This window comes from Bradyrhizobium sp. Pa8 (assembly GCF_052588265.1).
Genome location: NZ_CP176767.1, coordinates 8333728 through 8353099 on the forward strand (window position 1 = coordinate 8333728; position 19372 = coordinate 8353099).

Annotated in this window: 13 protein-coding genes; 7 read left to right on the plus strand and 6 right to left on the minus strand. The window is 65.3% G+C overall.

What is annotated here, in order from left to right; all coding sequences use genetic code 11:
• The first annotated feature begins 134 nt into the window (after positions 1-134).
• On the plus strand, positions 135-2942 hold the full coding sequence (locus ACKWRH_RS39500; protein ID WP_445217944.1) for a di-heme-cytochrome C peroxidase: 2808 nt from the start codon (positions 135-137) through the stop codon (positions 2940-2942).
• 144 nt (positions 2943-3086) lie between these two features.
• Here ACKWRH_RS39500 and ACKWRH_RS39505 read toward each other — a convergent pair whose 3' ends face one another.
• Positions 3087-4034 carry an alpha/beta fold hydrolase gene (locus ACKWRH_RS39505; protein ID WP_445217945.1) on the minus strand — a complete coding sequence of 316 codons (948 nt, stop codon included), beginning with the start codon at positions 4032-4034 and terminating at the stop codon, positions 3087-3089.
• Between the two features lie 207 nt (positions 4035-4241).
• Between ACKWRH_RS39505 and ACKWRH_RS39510 the strand changes: the two genes are divergently transcribed.
• Together ACKWRH_RS39510 and ACKWRH_RS39515 are read left to right on the plus strand one after the other, a co-directional pair.
• Positions 4242-4703 carry an Hsp20 family protein gene (locus ACKWRH_RS39510; protein ID WP_445217946.1) on the plus strand — a complete coding sequence of 154 codons (462 nt, stop codon included), beginning with the start codon at positions 4242-4244 and terminating at the stop codon, positions 4701-4703.
• 153 nt (positions 4704-4856) lie between these two features.
• The gene (locus tag ACKWRH_RS39515; protein ID WP_445217947.1) at positions 4857-5627 is read left to right on the plus strand and encodes an alpha/beta fold hydrolase; all 771 of its coding nucleotides are present in this window, start codon (positions 4857-4859) and stop codon (positions 5625-5627) included.
• Positions 5628-5727: 100 nt separating this feature from the next.
• On the opposite strand, the gene ACKWRH_RS39520 is transcribed toward ACKWRH_RS39515, so the two are convergent.
• Positions 5728-6501: a hypothetical protein gene (locus tag ACKWRH_RS39520; RefSeq protein WP_445217948.1), complete on the minus strand. Its 774-nt coding sequence runs from the start codon at positions 6499-6501 to the stop codon at positions 5728-5730.
• 491 nt (positions 6502-6992) lie between these two features.
• On the opposite strand from ACKWRH_RS39520, the gene gltB reads away from it, so the two are divergent.
• Together gltB and ACKWRH_RS39530 are read left to right on the plus strand one after the other, a co-directional pair.
• Positions 6993-11726, plus strand: coding sequence for a glutamate synthase large subunit (gltB, locus tag ACKWRH_RS39525; protein WP_445217949.1), 4734 nt, complete (start codon positions 6993-6995; stop codon positions 11724-11726).
• Between the two features lie 140 nt (positions 11727-11866).
• Positions 11867-13318, plus strand: a complete 1452-nt coding sequence (locus ACKWRH_RS39530) for a glutamate synthase subunit beta (RefSeq protein ID WP_445217950.1) — start codon at positions 11867-11869, stop codon at positions 13316-13318.
• A gap of 212 nt (positions 13319-13530) precedes the next feature.
• On the opposite strand, the gene ACKWRH_RS39535 is transcribed toward ACKWRH_RS39530, so the two are convergent.
• The gene (locus ACKWRH_RS39535) at positions 13531-15282 is read right to left on the minus strand and encodes an outer membrane beta-barrel protein (RefSeq protein WP_445217951.1); all 1752 of its coding nucleotides are present in this window, start codon (positions 15280-15282) and stop codon (positions 13531-13533) included.
• A gap of 193 nt (positions 15283-15475) precedes the next feature.
• Between ACKWRH_RS39535 and ACKWRH_RS39540 the strand changes: the two genes are divergently transcribed.
• A complete protein-coding gene (locus tag ACKWRH_RS39540) occupies positions 15476-16483 on the plus strand; it encodes a KpsF/GutQ family sugar-phosphate isomerase (RefSeq protein ID WP_445217952.1) in 1008 nt (335 codons plus the stop codon).
• Between the two features lie 188 nt (positions 16484-16671).
• Here ACKWRH_RS39540 and ACKWRH_RS39545 read toward each other — a convergent pair whose 3' ends face one another.
• Positions 16672-17226, minus strand: coding sequence for a carboxymuconolactone decarboxylase family protein (locus ACKWRH_RS39545; RefSeq protein WP_445217953.1), 555 nt, complete (start codon positions 17224-17226; stop codon positions 16672-16674).
• Positions 17227-17300: 74 nt separating this feature from the next.
• Here ACKWRH_RS39545 and ACKWRH_RS39550 point away from each other — a divergent pair, with 74 nt between their 5' ends.
• A complete protein-coding gene (locus ACKWRH_RS39550; protein ID WP_445217954.1) occupies positions 17301-17627 on the plus strand; it encodes a winged helix-turn-helix transcriptional regulator in 327 nt (108 codons plus the stop codon).
• A gap of 179 nt (positions 17628-17806) precedes the next feature.
• On the opposite strand, the gene ACKWRH_RS39555 is transcribed toward ACKWRH_RS39550, so the two are convergent.
• A complete protein-coding gene (locus tag ACKWRH_RS39555; RefSeq protein ID WP_445217955.1) occupies positions 17807-18250 on the minus strand; it encodes an NfeD family protein in 444 nt (147 codons plus the stop codon).
• A 112-nt stretch (positions 18251-18362) separates the two neighbouring features.
• Positions 18363-19367, minus strand: a complete 1005-nt coding sequence (locus tag ACKWRH_RS39560) for an SPFH domain-containing protein (RefSeq protein WP_445217956.1) — start codon at positions 19365-19367, stop codon at positions 18363-18365.
• Positions 19368-19372 lie beyond the last annotated feature (5 nt).

Sequence of the window (19372 nt, forward strand, 5' to 3'; positions counted from 1 at the left end):
TTGACAGGACAGTGAATTCAGCCACACTTCTTTACACGCTGAAGTAGTACAAGTTGCTGTCGGTTTGTTAGGACTTTCCGCGCTCTATCGGCGCGTCTTCATTTCACGTTTCGCCGTTTGCAGGATTTTGGGCCATGAACGACCCCGTCTCGAAGCCTCCCTTCGATCCCTCAATCCAGGTTTCCCCCAACAATCCCTGTCCCTTCCTGCGCGGCCTCGTCGGCGAAGGTTTCGTCGACGGCGGGACCGTACCGCTCCGGACCCTGTCACAGACGATCGCAAACGCCAGCGGCGAGACCGGGCTGAAGAAGACCTCGGCCCGCATCCAGGTGCGTGGCGTCGCACTGATCGCCAACGGCGCCTGTCACATCCTGCAAAGCATCTTCTGGGGCGCGCAGCTCAACAGGCTGCGCGGCGGCCCGCTCGACAAGCTCGGTGCCGGCTCGCGCATCCTCGGCGTCGACGGGAGCGTCAACGAGGAAGAGATCGCGCGGCTCGCCAGTTTCGGCGGCACTTATGCCGATCCCGATGGCGGCGCCGAGACCGGGCTCAACGCCTCGCAAATCCAGACCTTCATGAGCGACAATCTCAAGCGCGCCGGCAATCAAGCGCGCTGGTACTACCCCATCCTGATGAAGTTCGAATGGCCGATCCTGCTCAGGATCATGGGCAAGGGTCAGGGTGACGACCGCTATCTCAGCGTGGCCGAGGTGAGGACATTGTTTAACGAACGCAAATTCCCTGACAGGGTCACCCAGCGGGTTGTCAGCCAGCCGGTCACCCCTCCCTCGCTCATCTTGCGCGCTGCCGGCGGACTCGTCGCCGCGCTCCTCGTCTTTGGCGTCGTGGCGCTGCGCTTTCCCGATCAATTCCAGCCGATGCTGCCCGGCATCCTCGGCGACCTGGTGGCGCCGCCATTGCCGGCGCACGTCGAACCGCGGGCCGCGTACTGGCTTGAACAAAACTGGGCGCTGGAGGACCGGCACTGGTTTCATCACGCCAGCCAGGGCACCGCGACCTTCCCGGTGCCCTACAGCTGGTTCATGGCGCTCGAGCAGCCGCGGCTTCATTTCTTCGCGAAGCCCGGGATGTTGCACGACAGCGACCATCTGCAGCGCTTCGGCTTCATTCCCAGTCCGCAGACGATCAACACCGACGACGCCACACTGCGCCGGTTCGGCTATGCCAATGTCTACGACAAGACGAAGCCGGTGCCGGCGCGACTTTGGGATCCGCCGGTTAACTGGGGCACCCAGGCTGAAAACGTCGACGGCCTGCCCGTCGGCTTTGCGCGCATGACCGGCGTACCCGATCCTGCGACCGGCCAGGTCGGCGAGGACCGGATCGGCCTGACCTGCGCCGCCTGCCACACCGGCCAGATCCGCTACAAAGGCATCGACATCCGTTTCGACGGCGGCCCGGCGATGACCGACCTGAGGAAGCTCGAGGTCACGACGGGTCTGTCGATCGCCTACACGCTCCTCGTGCCGGGTCGCTTTACGCGCTTCGCCGACCGTGTGCTCGGCCCCTCCGCCAGCGATGCGGATCGCGATGCGCTGAAGCAGAAGCTGCGCGCGATCAGCACGTTCCTGATCGACTGGGAGAAGACCTACGCGAAAACCATCGACGGCAAGACGAGGTTCAACGAGAAGACGAAGCGGGAAGAGAAGCAGCAGGACACGGAGGAAGGATACGGCCGTCTCGACGCGCTCAACCGCATCGGCAATCAGGTCTTCGCCCAGGACATGACGCTCAGCGGCCTCAGCGGCTTCGAAAAGAATCTGCATGCCAAGGATGCGCCGGTCAGCTTCCCGCCGATCTGGACCGTGCCCTGGCTCAAATTCGCGCAATATGACGCTTCCATCGAACAACCGCTGATCCGCAACGCCGGCGAAGCGCTGGGCGTGACGGCGCTGCTCAATCTGTCCGACAATACCCCCAAGGACACGCTGTTCCGCTCGTCGATGGATATCAAGAATCTGAACTGGATCGAGGATCTGCTGAAGGGGTCGGCGCCCTATCCGAAAAAACAGCTCTCCGGACTGACATCGCCGAAATGGCCGTCGGACATCTTCGGCGACAATGCCTGGAAGATCGATGGCGAGCGCGTCAAGAACGGCCGCAAGCTCTACGCGCAGATCTGCGTCGAATGCCATCTCGGGCCGGTCAACGATCCCGTGTTCGACACCGAGTTTCCGGACCAAAGCATCTGGTCCTCGTCGCGCTGGGAGACCATCGGCAAAGACAAATTCCTGAACGAGGTCCAGAAAAGCGTCAAGGGCATGGGCACCGATCCCGCTCAGGCCAGCGTGCTGGAGACGCGGACGGTTCAGGTCCCGGGCTTTCTCAAGCTCGATCCCACGCAGAATCTCAATGCCTGGTGGAGCTGCAACCTGCCGGATGTCTCTTCGACCGACATGCCGTACTCGCTCGGGCTGATGGTGCTCGTCGACATCGTCAGCCGCAAGGCGATGGACGATGCGAAGATCGACCCGAAGGTCCAGCAGGCTTGGTGGGGTGAGCGCAAGAACTGCCCGAATCCCGGTCCGCAGCCGCCCGAGGCGAAGGAGCCGCGACCCTGGTATCGCGCGCGACCGCTCAACGGTGTCTGGGCCACCGCGCCTTACCTGCACAACGGATCGGTACCCTCGCTCTACTGGATGCTGAGCCCCGCGGCCGAGCGCCCCAAATCGTTCTGCATGGGTGGTGGGCGCGACTACGATCCGAAGCAGGTCGGCTTCGCGGTCGTCGACGGCGAGAGCTGCAAGACCGGGCAGTCGCGCTTCTCGACGCGAGCGTTTGATGGCACCGAGACCTTCGGCAACAGCAATGCCGGCCATTCGTTCGATGGCACGCCGGGCCCCGGCAAGGACGGCACCATCGGCCGCGTGCTCAAAGAGCAAGAGCGCTACGACCTGATCGAGTATCTGAAGACGCTGTGAGGCTGAGAAGGTTCATCGTCATGGCCGGGCTTGTCCCGGCCATCCACGTTCTTTGATCGCAAGCAAGGCGTGGATGCCCGGGACAAGCCCGGGCATGACGGAGATTGTGGAACGATCAGCCGTCCTCAGGAAGTTTCCGTCACTTCACTTGAACAGCGGCGTGCCCGGCACGAAGGCGTCGAAGGCGGCCCAGAACTGGGAGCGGTAGCGGTCCTGCTCCTGCAGGATCTCGTGCTTGGCACCGGCGATCACGAGATGGGAGCCGGCGCGCAGGTGATAGGCGAACTCCTCGATCGCCGCGGTCGAGACCACCGTGTCGCTGGAAGCCGCCAGCATCAGGATCGGCTGGCGGATCTCGGAGGGGTAGTTCTTGCCCTTGAAGGTGTTCATGGCGTGGAAGGCGGTATCGGCCCAGGCGACCGTCGGTGACGCGAGCCCGAGCGTCGGATCCTCCTCCAGGATCGCGGCATTGCGCGCATAGCGCACGGGATCGCTGGTCAGCGGATTGTTGATGAAGGGATTGAGCCCGGTGATGTGGTCGCTGCCGCCGGGGACATAGCGACCGCCCATCCCCATCAGGCGCATCGTCTTCAGCAGCGCCCGCGCCGGAAACGAGGTGGCGCGGCCGGGCAGGTCGATCATCGGCGCCGACAGCACCATGCGGTCGAACCAGCGCTTGCCGGCATGCGCCACCCGCAGCATCACGGTGCCGCCCATGGAATGGGCGAGCGCGAAGAAGGGCGGCGGGCAATCCGGCAGCACCACCTGCTGCACGAAGGTCTCGACGTCGATCTCGAAATCGGAGAAGTCGCGCACATAGCCCTTGCGCGGATCGCGCAGACGGCGCGAGGAGTGGCCCTGCCCGCGCCAGTCGATCATCGCCACCGCAAAGCCGCGGTCGCGCAGGTCGCGCACGGTCTCGAAATATTTCTCGATCTGCTCGCTGCGTCCGGTGAAGACGCAGACCGTGCCCTTGCGGTTCGCCGGCGGCGCCCAGCGCGCAAAGCGCAGCTCGGCGCCATCGGGTGTCTTGATGGTGCCGCTGACGACGTCTTCGGGAACGGGATTGGACGGAATCGAGATCAGCGTCATTGGGCGAGAAATGCTGCAAATCAAGGGGCTGGAGCGCCGAAAAGGCGCAACTTGCCGCCCTCTTGAACGCCGTTCCCCTGAACCCATATCACCATGGTGCAGGCCGCTACCAGTGTTTCGGAACCGGAACATCAGGCTGCACACAGACTAAAGCCCGGCCCGATTGGCGGGCGGGTTACCAACAGTCGCTCAATGGAGGACTAGACCATGCGTAGCTACGACCTGACTCCGTTTTACCGTTCCACCGTCGGCTTCGACCGCCTCTTCAGCCTGCTCGACCAGGCCGGTTCGGACGGCAGCCCCGGATATCCCCCCTACAATATCGAGCGTACCGGCGAGAACGCGTACCGCATCACGGTTGCGGTCTCGGGCTTTGCCAAGGACGAGCTCTCCATCGTCGCGAAGGAAAACACGCTGACGATCAAGGGCGAGAAAGTCGCCAACGAGAATTCGAAGTCCGAAGTGCTCTACCGCGGCATCGCCGCGCGTGCCTTCGAGCGCGCCTTCCAGCTTGCCGACTTCGTGCAGGTGAAGGACGCCTCGCTCGAGAACGGGCTGCTTCACGTCGACCTCGTGCGCGAGATTCCCGAAGCCAAGAAGCCGCGCCAGATCGCCATCAACTCCAGCGCGCCGAAGGCGCAGGTGATCGAGAGCTCGGTCGCCGCCTAAGCACGTCGACAGCCGCCAAGCTGCGAAAACGCCCCGGTGCCCCGGGGCGTTTTTTTGTTTTGCATCGCATCACAGAACGGTGAGGACACGTAACGCCGCGACCACGCGCTCCGTCCTTTGGGCATCGCAGCAAAAACAATACGGAGCACGATCATGACACTTTGGCGCAGCCTTTTCGTCGCCGCGAGCCTGCTGGCGGCCCCCATCAGCCTTGCTCACGCGCAGACAGCGCAGACGGTGAAAGCGAAGAACGTCGTGCTGGTGCACGGCGCCTGGGCCGACGGCTCGAGCTGGTCGGAGGTGATCCCGATCCTCCAGGCCGCGGGCCTGCACGTGACTGCCGTGCAAAATCCGCTGTCGTCGCTTGCGGACTCCGTCGAGGCGACCAAGCGCGCGCTGGCCGAACAGGATGGTCCGACCGTGCTGGTCGCGCATTCCTGGGGCGGTACCGTGATCAGCCAGATCGGCAACGATCCGAAGGTCACCGGCCTCGTCTACGTCGCCGCACGTGCGCCCGATGCGAATGAAGACTTCGTCGCGTTGTCGAAGCAGTTTCCGGCAGGCCCGGCCCGCGCCGGCATCGTCGAGCGCGACGGCTACACAAAGCTCTCGGAAGACGCCTTCCTGAAGTATTTTGCCAATGGCGTGAAGCCGGAGCAGGCCAGGGAGCTCTACGCCGTGCAATGGCCGACGGCCGCCTCGATCTTCGCTGGCCGCACCACGGAAGCTGCATGGCACACGAAGCCGAGCTGGTACGCGGTGTCGAAGAACGACTACACCATCAATCCCGATTTCGAACGCTTCCTCGCCAAGCGCATGAACGCAACCACGATCGAGCTCGATGCCGGCCACCTCTCGCTGGTGTCGCATCCGAAGGACGTGGCGAATCTGATCCTGGAAGCCGCGGGGTATGCGCGCAGCTGAGCGCGCGATCGCCTCAATGAAAAAGCGCCCGAGATTCTCGGGCGCTTTGTTTTGCTCAGGTCTCCGTCCAACGCGTGGCGCACAGCGTCAAACGAGCGCGCTAGTCCAGCCCCTGCGCCGCCGGCATCTCCTGCGTCGGCATGATCGTCGGGGCCGGCTTGGCCTGACCGACGGTCGGCGCGGCGGTTTGCGGTGCGGCTTCAGCGGGCTTTGCCTGCACCGCAGCGGTCTGCTGGGCGGGCTGTGCCTGCGGGGCTTGTGTCTGCTGCGGAGCAGGCGCGGCCGGCTTGGCGGCGGCGACAGGCGCCTCGCCGCGGTGCGGGGCGGCCTTGGGCAGCGGCACGGTGCGGCTGGCGACATGCGGGATCGAGGCCGGCGGACGCGGCGGGCCGCTGCGGACCATGGTCGGCGGCGGCAGCGCGCTTTGCGGACGGTAAGGTGCAACCATCGGCACCTCATCGCTGGGCGCCATGCCGAAGGCGTCGGCGGCCGGCATGAAGCGCAGAATTCTGCCGTCGCGGGCATCGATCACCAGCCGGCCGTCGTCGCCGCGGCGGTCGATCACCGCGATGGTGTAGACGCTGCCGCGCAGGCGCGGGATGCCGAGCGGCGAGAAGCCGTTGTCGCGCAGCACGGCGTAGACCTCGGTCGGCGGCAGCAGCGCCGGTGCCGGGCCGCGCTCGTCGTAGCCATAGCCGTAACCGTAACGCGGCGGCGGTGGCGGCCCGGCTTCCGGCGGCCCATAGGGTCCGTCGAAATCCGAGACCGCGATATAGGCGCCCCGCGCAGCGCCGTTTGCCGGAACTTGTGCCTCGGCGGCCGTCGCCACCAGCGCCAGCGTGGCAGCGGCCACACATCCTGTGAAAAACTTCATGGTCGACACGCTCCTGTCAGGCCCCCGAATGTCTCGCGCTCTTTCGCTTCTTGCGGCGTGGCGCGCCTTTCGAAGGGCTGATCCGAAGCTTCATTCGGGATTTCGGCGTCGGCAGGGCCGGATCAGGGCGCGTTTGCTTCAAAACCGGGGCCGCGTGCCATGCGGAAAGCGCTGATTGACACTTTGGGAATCGGGACTTCCGCGCGCTTGTGTGATAGACCAAAATTTGGCAAGGTGATGGTTAGGACAGGAAGACTGTCTCAATTTTGCTTGCAGTTCCGGCATACGGATTGCAACGAAAGTCGGTGCTTTCGAGCGCCAGGAAGGCAACAGGCAAAGCCGTTCTCGGGGACGAAGAACGCCTTGGCCTGAATTTAAGAAAATGCGGCTCGCAGCGGACGAGCGGTGACCCAGAGGCGGGTGCCGCGGAACGCCCAAGGTGCGCCGAAGATAGCGGTGAGGCAGCTTGCCGCATGGAGAGGATTGGAACAATGAACGGGTCGCAATTCGAGCGCGCAAACATCGTGGCAGAAGAGCTGTCGGCGACGGTCGCCTCGAAAACGACTGATCCGATTCAGGAACACAATTCGCGCCCGCCGGCCGAAGGCCTCTACGATCCGAGCCTGGAGAAGGATTCCTGCGGCGTCGGCTTCATCGCCAACATCAAGGGCAAGAAGTCGCGCGAGATCGTCGCGGACGCACTCAGCATCCTCTGCAACCTCGAGCATCGCGGCGCCGTCGGCGCCGACCCGCGCGCCGGTGACGGCGCCGGCATCCTGGTGCAGATCCCGCATGCCTTCTTCAGCCGCAAGGCCAAGGAGCTCGGCTTCACGTTGCCGGCTCCGGGCGAATACGCCATCGGCGCGCTGTTCATGCCGCGCGACACCGCCTGGCGCAACGTCATCAAGAGCATCATCGCCGACCAGATCAAGGAGGAGGGCCTGACCCTGCTCGGCTGGCGCGACGTGCCGACCGACAATTCCTCGCTCGGCGTCACCGTGAAGCCGACCGAGCCCGCCTGCGTGCAGGTGTTCATCGGCCGCAACGGCACCGCCAAGACCGAGGACGATTTCGAGCGCCGGCTCTACATCCTGCGCAAGTCGATCTCGCAGGCGATCTACCAGCGCCGCGATCGCGGCCTTGCGGGCTATTACCCCTGCTCGATGTCGTGCCGCACCGTGATCTACAAGGGCATGTTCCTCGCCGACCAGCTCGGCAAGTACTATCCCGATTTGCACGAGGCGGACTTCGAGAGCGCGCTGGCGCTGGTGCATCAGCGCTTCTCGACCAACACCTTCCCGGCGTGGTCGCTGGCGCATCCCTATCGCATGATCGCGCATAACGGCGAGATCAACACGCTGCGCGGCAACACCAACTGGATGGCGGCGCGCCAGGCCTCCGTGAGCTCCGAGCTCTACGGCAAGGACATCAACCGGCTCTGGCCGATCTCCTACGAAGGACAGTCGGACACCGCCTGCTTCGACAACGCGCTCGAATTCCTGGTGCAGGGCGGCTACTCGCTGCCGCACGCCGTGATGATGATGATTCCGGAGGCGTGGGCCGGCAATCCCCTGATGGATGAGAAGCGCCGCGCCTTCTACGAATATCATGCCGCGCTGATGGAGCCGTGGGACGGCCCCGCCGCGATCGCCTTCACCGACGGCCGCCAGATCGGCGCCACGCTCGACCGCAACGGATTGCGGCCGGCGCGCTATCTCGTGACCAAAGACGACCGCATCGTGATGGCGTCCGAGATGGGCGTGCTGACGATCCCCGAGGACCAGATCATCACCAAGTGGCGGCTGCAGCCCGGCAAGATGCTGCTGGTCGACCTCGAGCAGGGCCGCCTGATTCCGGACGACGAGATCAAGGCCGAGCTCGCCCGAAGCCATCCCTATAAGGAGTGGCTGGAGCGGACCCAGATCGTGCTGGAAGAGCTGCCGAAGGTGCCGACCACCGGCGTGCGCTCCAACCTGTCGCTGCTCGATCGCCAGCAAGCGTTCGGCTACAGCCAGGAAGACATCTCCATCCTGATGACGCCGATGGCCTCCACCGGCGAGGAAGCCGCGGGATCGATGGGCAACGACACGCCGATCTCGGCGCTGTCGGACAAGGCCAAGCCGCTGTTCACCTACTTCAAGCAGAACTTCGCGCAGGTCACCAACCCGCCGATCGACCCGATCCGCGAGGAGCTGGTGATGAGCCTCGTCTCCATCATCGGACCGCGGCCGAACCTGTTCGACCTGCAAGGGCTCGCCACCACAAAGCGTCTCGAAGCGCGCCAGCCGATCCTGACCGATGCGGACCTCGAGAAGATCCGCTCGATCTCCGACGTCGCCGAATCCCACTTCAAGTCGCGCACGCTCGACACCACCTTCCACGCCGGTCTTGGTGCTGCCGGCATGGACCAGGTGCTCGACGAGCTCTGCGCGCGCGCCGAGAGCGCCGTGCGCGAGGGCGTCAACATCATCATCCTGTCCGACCGCATGGTCGGCACCGACCGGGTCCCGATCCCGGCACTGCTCGCCTGCGCCGCCGTGCATCATCATCTGATCCGCGTCGGACTGCGCACCTCGGTCGGTCTCGTCGTCGAATCCGGCGAGCCGCGCGAAGTGCATCACTTCGCCTGCCTCGCCGGCTACGGCGCCGAAGCGATCAACCCCTATCTCGCGTTCGAGACCATCATCGCGATGAAGGACCGCCTGCCCGGCTCGCTCGACGACTACGAGATCGTGAAGCGCTACATCAAGTCGATCGGCAAGGGCCTTCTGAAGGTGATGTCCAAGATGGGCATCTCGACCTACCAGTCCTATTGCGGCGCGCAGATCTTCGACGCGGTCGGCCTCAAGGCCGACTTCGTCTCCAAGTTCTTCGCCGGCACGCATACCCGCGTCGAGGGCGTCGGCCTTGCCGAGATCGCGGAAGAAGCGGTGCGCCGTCATGCCGACGCGTTCGGCGAGGCGCAGGTCTACAAGACCGCGCTCGATGTCGGCGGCGAATATGCCTATCGCAGCCGCGGCGAGGACCATGCCTGGACCGCCGAGTCGGTCGGGCTGCTGCAGCACGCCGCCCGCGGCAATTCGCTGGAGCGCTATCGCGCTTTCGCGAAGATCCTCAATGAGCAGTCCGAGCGTCTGCTGACGCTGCGCGGCTTGTTCCGGATCAAGAACGCGGACGAGGAGAAGCGCAAGCCTATCCCGCTCGACCAGGTCGAGCCGGCCAAGGACATCGTCAGGCGTTTCGCCACCGGCGCGATGAGCTTCGGCTCGATCTCGCGCGAGGCGCACACCACGCTCGCGATCGCCATGAACCGGATCGGCGGCAAGTCGAACACCGGCGAAGGCGGCGAGGAAGCCGACCGCTTCAAGCCGATGCCGAACGGCGATTCCATGCGTTCGGCGATCAAGCAGGTCGCCTCGGGCCGCTTCGGCGTCACCACGGAGTATCTCGTCAACTCCGACATGATGCAGATCAAGATGGCGCAGGGTGCCAAGCCCGGCGAAGGCGGCCAGCTGCCCGGCCACAAGGTCGACGCGACCATCGCCAAGGTCCGCCACTCGACGCCGGGCGTCGGTCTGATCTCGCCGCCGCCGCACCACGACATCTACTCGATCGAGGATCTGGCGCAGCTCATCTACGACCTCAAGAACGTCAACCCGACGGGCGACGTCTCGGTCAAGCTCGTCTCCGAGATCGGCGTCGGCACGGTCGCCGCCGGCGTTGCCAAGGCGCGCGCCGACCATGTCACCATCGCAGGCTTCGAGGGCGGCACCGGCGCTTCGCCGCTGACCTCGATCAAGCATGCCGGTTCGCCCTGGGAGATCGGCCTCGCCGAAACCCACCAGACCTTGGTGCGCGAGCGGCTGCGCAGCCGCATCGTGGTCCAGGTCGACGGCGGGTTCCGCACCGGCCGTGACGTCGTGATCGGCGCGCTGCTGGGGGCCGACGAGTTCGGCTTCGCCACCGCGCCGCTGATCGCGGCCGGCTGCATCATGATGCGCAAGTGCCATCTCAACACCTGCCCGGTCGGCGTCGCGACCCAGGATCCCGTCCTGCGCAAGCGCTTCACCGGCCAGCCCGAGCACGTGATCAACTACTTCTTCTTCGTCGCCGAGGAAGTCCGCGAGATCATGGCATCGCTCGGCTTCCGCACCTTCAACGAGATGATCGGACAGGTTCAGCTGCTCGATCAGACCAGGCTGGTCGCGCACTGGAAGGCCAAGGGCCTCGATTTCTCGAAGCTGTTCGTCAAGCAGAAGGAAGAGAAGGGCCAGAAGATCTATCACTCCGAGCGCCAGAACCATCATCTGGAAGCGGTGCTCGACCGCACGCTGATCGAGAAGGCGACGCCTGCGCTCGACCGCGGCGCGCCGGTGAAGATCGAGGCCAGGATCAACAGCACCAACCGCTCCGCGGGTGCGATGCTGTCGGGCGCGGTCGCCAAGATCTATGGCCATGCCGGTCTGCCGCACGACACGATCCATGTCGGCCTCAAGGGCACCGCCGGCCAGGCGTTCGGCGCGTGGCTGGCGCAAGGCGTCACCTTCGAGCTCGAAGGCGAAGCCAACGACTATGTCGGCAAGGGCCTCTCGGGCGGCAAGATCATCGTCAAGCCCCCCGCCAACAGCGGCATCGTGCCGGAAGAGAGCATCATCGTTGGCAACACGGTGATGTATGGCGCTATCCAGGGCGAGTGCTACTTCCGCGGCGTCGCCGGCGAGCGTTTCGCCGTGCGCAACTCGGGTGCGGTGGCGGTCGTGGAAGGCGCCGGCGATCACTGCTGTGAATACATGACCGGCGGCATCGTGGTCGTGCTCGGCAAGACCGGGCGCAATTTTGCGGCCGGCATGTCCGGCGGCATCGCGTACGTGCTCGACGAGACCGGCGACTTCGACAAGCTGTGCAATCTCAGCATGGTTGAGCTCGAGCCGGTCCTGTCGGAAGAGCTGATCAACGCCGGCACCTACAATCACGCCGGTGACCTCGAGGCGCATGGCCGGGTCGACGTGTTCCAGAACCTGCTCGCCTCCGACGTCGAGCGCCTGCACGTCCTGATCACGCGCCATGCGAAAGCGACCGGCTCCAGGCGCGCCGCCGAGATCCTTGCCAATTGGAAGGACTGGCTGCCCAAATTCCGCAAGGTGATGCCGGTGGAGTACCGGCGCGCACTGCGCGAAATGGCCGCCAACGCGGACGCCGAGCCGAAAATCGCGATCGGGGCGTAACAATATCAGCGCCCGTCATTGCGAGTGTAGCGAAGCAATCCAGACTTTCTCCTCAGTAACAGACTGGATTGCTTCCTCGCTCCTCGCAATGACGGTTGAAGAAGCAACAAACGAATTAAGCGGCAGGGACTTCGGGTTTAATGGGCAAGATCACGGGTTTTCTCGAAATCGAACGGCATGACCGCAAGTACACCCCGGTCGCCGAGCGCGTGAAGCATTACAACGAGTTCGTCGTTCCCTTGACCGAGAAGGAAACGCGCGATCAGGCCGCGCGATGCATGAATTGCGGCATCCCCTATTGCCACGGCACCGGCTCGGTGGCGCCCGGCACGCCCGGCTGCCCGGTCAACAACCAGATCCCCGACTTCAACGACCTCGTCTATCAGGGCAATTGGGAAGAGGCCTCGCGCAACCTGCACTCGACCAACAATTTTCCGGAGTTCACCGGCCGCATCTGCCCGGCTCCGTGCGAGGCGTCCTGCACGCTCAACATCGACGACAACCCCGTCACCATCAAGACCATCGAATGCGCGATCGTCGACCGCGCCTGGGACAATGGCTGGCTGAGGCCGGAAGTGGCGGCCGTCAAGACCGGCAGGAAGGTCGCGGTGATCGGCTCGGGTCCGGCCGGGATGGCCTGCGCGCAGCAGCTCGCGCGCGCCGGCCACGACGTGCACCTGTTCGAGAAGTTCGCCAAGGCCGGCGGCCTGCTGCGCTACGGCATCCCCGACTTCAAGATGGAGAAGGGCATCATCGACCGCCGCGTCAAGCAGATGGAAGGCGAAGGCGTCACCTTCCACTACAACAGCCATGTCGGCGCTGACGGCAATGTCGACCCGCGCGAGATGCTCAACGACTATGACGCCGTGGCGCTGACCGGCGGCGCGGAAGCCCCGCGCGACCTGCCGATCCCCGGCCGCGATCTTCAAGGCATCCACTACGCCATGGACTTCCTGCCGCAGCAGAACCGCCGCGTCTCCGAGGAGCCGCTCGGCGGCGTCGCCGAGATCCTGGCCGGCGGCAAGCATGTCGTCGTCATCGGCGGCGGCGACACCGGATCTGACTGCATCGGCACCTCGCTGCGCCAGGGCGCGCTCTCCGTGACCCAGCTCGAGATCATGCCCGCCCCGCCCGAGCGCGAGAACAAGGGCCTGACTTGGCCGAACTGGCCGCTGAAGATGCGCACCTCTTCCAGCCAGGCCGAAGGCGCGATCCGCGAATATGCCGTGCTGACGCAGAAGTTTTCCGGCGAGAACGGCGAGGTCAAGAAGCTGCACTGCGTGCGCGTCGACGACAAGTTCAAGCCGATCGCCGGCACCGAGTTCGAGCTCGATGCCGAGCTGGTCCTGCTCGCGATGGGCTTCGTGCATCCAGTGCACGAGGGCCTCTTGAAGCTGCTCTCGGTCGACCTCGACCCGCGCGGCAACGTCAAGGCCAACACCCTGGACTACCAGACCTCGCGTCCGAACGTGTTCACCGCCGGCGACATGCGCCGCGGCCAGTCGCTGGTGGTGTGGGCGATCCGCGAGGGCCGGCTGTGTGCACGGTCGATCGATACGTTCCTGATGGGGAAGACGGATCTGCCGCGGTAACCGCGGCTAGTTTCTGCCGCCAGTTCAACAAACGTTGTCATCGCCCGGCTTGACCGGGCGATCCAGCATTCCAGAGACAGTTGTAATTGAAACGATAGGCCGCGGCGTACTGGATGCCCCGGTCAAGCCGGGGCATGACAGCGGAGTAGGTGGCGAGAGCGGAGCCAACTAAGCCGCATGCGTATACGCTCAAACGCGCTCCGTCATGCCCGCTAATTCTGCAACCTCACCCCCACCATCATCACCGTCCCTTGCGAGCTCGAGCCCGGCTGGTTCGAGTTCAGGATGTCGCGGCGCAGCGTGCCCTTGATCCAGATGTTGCGGTTGAGCTTGTAGATCAGATTGCCTTCGAGCGAGTAGGTCCTGTCGTTGCGATTCTGGTTCTGGTAGTCGTACGTGCCGTAGGTGAACTTGCCGACAGCGGTCAGCCAGCGGCGGAAGTCGTGGTCGACCTCGGCGGCGTAGGTATGCACCAGCACGCCGGAGGAGCCGGGGACCGTGGACTCGGCGATCTGCGTGTCGGTGAAGAATTTCACGGTGGTCAGGCCACTCGCATTCCAGATCAGAGAGCCCGAGGTCAGGAAGCCCGCGAGCTGGCTGAGGCGCGGGTCGACGTAGTTGCGTGCGGTATAGCCGACCGAGATCTCGCCGGTGAGAATGCGCGAGAACTCGAACGTCGAACCGACCTTGGCGTAGCCACCCGATGAATCGCGGAAATAGCCGTTGCGGTCCGCGGGCTGGTCGTGCACGCGGCTGTCGCCTTCGATCTCGACGAACGGCTTCAGCCCCGGCTTGAGGTCGTAGGAGAACCGTCCGATACCGCCGTACTGGTTGAAGTCGCGATCGTCGTTGCTCGAAATCGTACCGTCAGTGAGCTTGGAGTTCGTATAGGCGGTGCGATCCACGGTCGCGCCGGCTGCGACCTGGAAGCGGTTGAAGGTCTGGTCGAAGCCGATGGTCGTGCCGTAGGTGGCGTAGATAGGATATTTCTGCAGGCCGGCCTGCACGTTCGGGCTGCCGGGATTGTCGGTGGCGAGCCGCAAGCGGAGCTGCGAGGTCAGCTTGAGGTCGCGGTCGACGTCGAGGCGGCCGTCGACATGGCCGGTAAAGTCTGGGCGGTCGATCTCGACCGGCGACGGCGAGGCGAAGCCGTCGATCGTCGCCGGCATGTTGTTGGTGTAACCGGAGAACGAGCCGCGCAGATCCGCGACCAGCGCGTGGCGCTCCCAGTCGGACATCACGAGAAGATCGGGCGCGACCACATAGGCCGGCGAGCCGACCGGCTTGTTGAGGCGCGCAGGGTTGGTGTCATAGCCGGCGGAGAGCTCGAGCCCGCCCTTGATCAGGAAGCTGCCGGCATAGTCGCCGACCGCGCCGAACGCGTCGTCATCGACCTTGAGGCGACGGCGCAGCGGCTGGCCGGGCACGGTGCCCGCCATCGCCCGTGGCACCGGCGCCTTGTTTGCGGTTTCCGACGGCGGTGGGGCGATACGCGGCGGCCCGAGCGTCCGGTCCGGCGTTGCCGGCGGCACCGGCGAGCCGGGTCCGACCGGGCGCTTCGGTTTCGGCTGCCCGGGATAGAGCTTTGGCTGCTGCCGCTTGCGATTGAGCGAGTCGTAGCCGGAGCCGCTGGCGCCGTTGGCGCCGTTGGCGGCCGGCAGGCCGTAGGTCGGCACCTGGCCGACGCGCGAGGTCGCCGGTGCCTGCTGGCGCTTGCGCGGATCGGCGTTGGGATCGGGCAGCGCCGGGAGCGCATCCGACGGCGCCTGCGGCACGCCCGCGGTGCGCCGCGTCGGCAGCGTGTCGGGCGCGGCGAAGCCGCCGCGGTTTGGATTGAACAGGTCGGGCGTGAGGCTCTGGGCGGCCGCCGGCGCGCTTTGCAGGGCGGTCAGCGCAAGGCACGGCAAAGCCGCGCGCAGGAAATGCCCGCGTTTGCTCCGGCTTGTGCCTGGAGGCGCCCCCACGATGTAAGAACTCCAACGAAATCAGAGACTTCCACGATGACATCCGCCGGCAGGCGGGAACCATCGTTAATGGAGTTAAAACAATTATGGTTAATGACCGGTTGAGGGCATTTGGGCCCTCGTCGCCTCGCCCGCCCGGGCATGCTAAGCAGGCGGCAACTGGCGAACGCCCCACCCTTCCCTGGACCTGGACATGCCGAGTTCGAAACCGCTGATGACCCAATCATCCGGCCCCATCCCCGACAGCATCGAATCCGCGCTCCGCACGCTGGAGACGGAGAGCGGCGGCATCAACGCGCTCGCGGCCGCGTTGCGCGGCCCGCTGGGCGCGACCTTCGCCAAGGCGGTCGATTTGATCCGCAACGCCAAGGGCCGCGTCATCGTCACCGGGCTCGGCAAGTCCGGCCACATGGCGCGCAAGATCGCGGCGACGCTGGCCTCGACCGGCACGCCGGCGTTCTTCGTCCACACCGCGGAAGCCGCCCATGGCGACCTCGGCATGATCACCGCCGACGACGTCATCATGGCGCTGTCCTGGTCCGGCGAGCAGCCGGAGATGAAGACCCTCGTGAATTATTCGGCGCGGTTTGCGATCCCGATGATCGCGGTGACGTCGAACGCGGCGTCTTCGCTTGGACAAGCCGCCGACATCGTGATCGAGTTGCCGAAGGCGCGCGAGGCCTGCCCGCACAATCTGGCGCCGACGACGTCGACGATGATGCAGGTCGCGATCGGCGATGCCATCGCGATCGCGCTGCTCGAAGGCCGCGGCTTCACCGCGCTGGAGTTCGCGCATTTCCACCCCGGCGGCAAGCTCGGCGCGATGCTGAAATTCGTTCGCGACTACATGCGCACTGGCGCGGAGATCCCGCTCAAGCCGCTCGGCACCATGATGTCGGACGCGGTGATGGAGATGTCCGCCAAGGGCCTGGGGTGCGTCTGCATCGTCGACGATGCCGGCGGGATCGCGGGCATCATCACCGACGGCGATCTGCGCCGCCACATGCGGCCGGATCTCTTGACGGCGTCCGCCGACGACATCATGACCAGGCAGCCGAAGACCGTGCCGCCGTCGATGCTCGCCACCGAGATGATCGAGGTGCTGAATACAAGCAAGATCACCACGCTGGTGGTGACCGAGGCGGACAAGGTGGTGGGCATCGTGCACCTGCACGATCTGCTGCGGGCGGGCGTGGCGTAGGGTTTACCCGTCATCCCGGGGGTATCGCGAAGCGATGAGCCCGGGATCCATCGTGCCGCAGAGTTTGTCTCGCCATGGATTCCGGGCTCGCGCCAAGTGGCGCGCCCCGGAATGACAGTGAGGGTGTGGCGACACCTGCCTCCCCATCGTCATTGCTTCGTCGCAAGGGCTCCTCGCAATGACGGCGGTTAGACCGCCGGAAACTGCGCAGCCTTCTCCTCCAGCGGCAGCTTCAGCCCGTTCGCCAGATACGACACCGTGCGGTAGAAGCCGCACAGCAGCATGATCTCCAAGATCTGGGCCTCGTCGTAATGCGCCGACAGCGCGGCGAATTCGGCGTCGTCCAACGTCGCGCGGTGATGCAGCGCGTCGACGGCCGCGATCAGCGCCTGCTCCGCCGGCGACCAGCACGGTGACGTCCCATCGCCCCGCACGGTCGCGCGCACCTCCGCCTCGCTGAGCCGCGCAGGCCCGGCGAAGATCGCGACATGCACGCCCCATTCATATTCGCATCCGGTCAGCGCGCAGGTGCGGTCGATCACGATCTCGCGCTGGCGCAGGGAGAGTGGACCCGGATCAAGAAGCCCGCCGGCGCGGAACTTGTCCCAGGCGCGCGTATGGCCCGCCATCACCCGGAACAGCGCCAGTGGCGGGGCGCCGCGCATGATGCGGTCGAATTGCGCCTGGATCTCCGGGGGATAAGGCGGGACGAGCGCCGCGATGCGCGGCGTGGCCTGGGACATCAGCTGTCTCCGTTGCTACAATTATCGTAGCAAAACGCTACATTATTTGTAGCACGACGCAAGAGGGGGCCGGGATGGCGAAACAGGCAGCATCAGGGAGCCGGACCGTGCGCGGCTCCCGCACCGGCCGGCCGATCATGGCGCTGCTCGACCTCCTCGGCCGACGCTGGAGCCTGAGGATCCTGTGGGAATTGCGCGACCAAGCCCTCACCTCCCGCGCCTTGCGCACCGCCTGCGACGAGGCCTCGCCGACGGTGCTGCAGGCGCGGCTGACGGAGCTGCGCGAAGCGGGGTTCGTGGAGCTGGGCGACGGTGGAGGCTACGGGCTGACGGCGCTTGGGCGCGAGCTGTGCGAGACGTTCATGCCCCTGCACCGGTTTGCGGAGAGGTGGAAGAGGTGAGGTCTTCTCGCTTACCCTCCCCTAGAGGGGGAGGGTCGGCTCACATGGAGCGCAGCGAAATGTGAGACGGGGTGGGGTGACGGTCTCTCCACGGAAGCAGTGCCCGAGTGGAGAGATCACCCCACCCCGCTCGCGCTTCGCGCGATCGACCCTCCCCCTCCAGGGGAGGGTAAGAGCGGCTACGCCGCCGCCACAGTGAGATTCGCACCATCCACCTGCACCACCTTCACCCGCGTCCCGGCCGGCGTATCGGGCCCGGCCACGCGCCAGACCGTGTCGCCGAGGCGCACGGTGCCGCTGCCGTCGATGATCGGCTTCTCCAGCGTGAACTCGCGGCCGAGCAATGCCTCGCTGCGCTTGTTCAGGAAGGGGCTGGTGCTTGCGTCCAGCTTCGGCCGCGCCAGCCGGCGCCACACCGGCACAGCGGCGGCTGCGAAGATCGCGAACATCACGAGCTGGATCTGCCACGACACGGCGACAGCAAAGGAGATCAGGCCGACCAGCAACGCGGCGAGCCCGAGCCAGAGCAGGAATACGCCCGGCGCCAGCACCTCCAGCGCCATCAGGACGAAGCCGAAGATCAGCCAATTCCAGGTGCCGAGCGATACGAACATGTCGGTCATGACACGACCTCCTTCTATTAGCGCATGCCCTGATCGGAAAACCGGTCTCCACTTTTCCGGGGCATGCGCCTTGAATTGACGCATGCCCTCATCGCAAGCGCATGCGCTTTGATTACCCCTGTCGCGGCGGCACCGCCGGCGGCGTGGGGCCGGTCGTCGGCACCGAGCCGCCGCGGCGGGCGGCAGCAGCCGCGGACGCCGCGCTTTCGCCGAACGTTGCCTTGGCGATCTCGCCGATGCCGGCGAGCGAGCCCAGCATGCTCATCGCCTCGACCGGAAGCATGATGACCTTCTGGTTCGGCGAGTCGGCCAGTTGCCCGAACGCCTTGATATACTTGTCGGCGATGAAATAGTTCAGCGCGGCGACATCCCCCTTGGAGATGGCCTCACTGACCATCTGCGTCGCCTTGGCCTCGGCCTCGGCGGAACGTTCGCGGGCCTCGGCGTCGCGAAACGCGGCTTCCTTGCGGCCCTCGGCCTGGAGGATCTGCCCCTGCTTGGCGCCCTCGGCGCGCAGGATCTCGGACTGGCGCTGGCCTTCGGCGGCGAGGATGTCGGCGCGCTTGACGCGCTCGGCCTTCATCTGCCGGCCCATGGCTTCGACGAGGTCGGCGGGCGGCACGATGTCCTTGATCTCGATGCGGTTGACCTTGACGCCCCAGGGCGAGACCGCGGCGTCGACGACGCGCAGCAGGCGCTCGTTGATCTCGTCGCGGTGCGACAGCACCTGGTCGAGGTCCATCGAACCCATCACCGAGCGGATGTTGGTCATGGTCAGGACCGTGATCGCCTGGTTGAGGTTGGCGACCTCGTAGCTCGCCTTCGCGGCGTCGAACACCTGATAGAAGGCGACGCCGTCCACCGTCACGGTCGCGTTGTCCTTGGTGATGACCTCCTGCTCGGGAATGTCGATCACCTGCTCCATCATGTTGATCTTGCGGCCGACGCGATCGAAATAGGGCACGATCAGATTGAGCCCGGGGCTCAGAGTCTGGGTGTATTTGCCGAACCGCTCGATGGTCCAGTCATAGCCCTGCGGCACCGTCTTCACGCCGGCGACCAGCGTGACGATGACGAGCAAAACCAGAACAATCGCGAAAACATCGAAACCGCTCATATTTC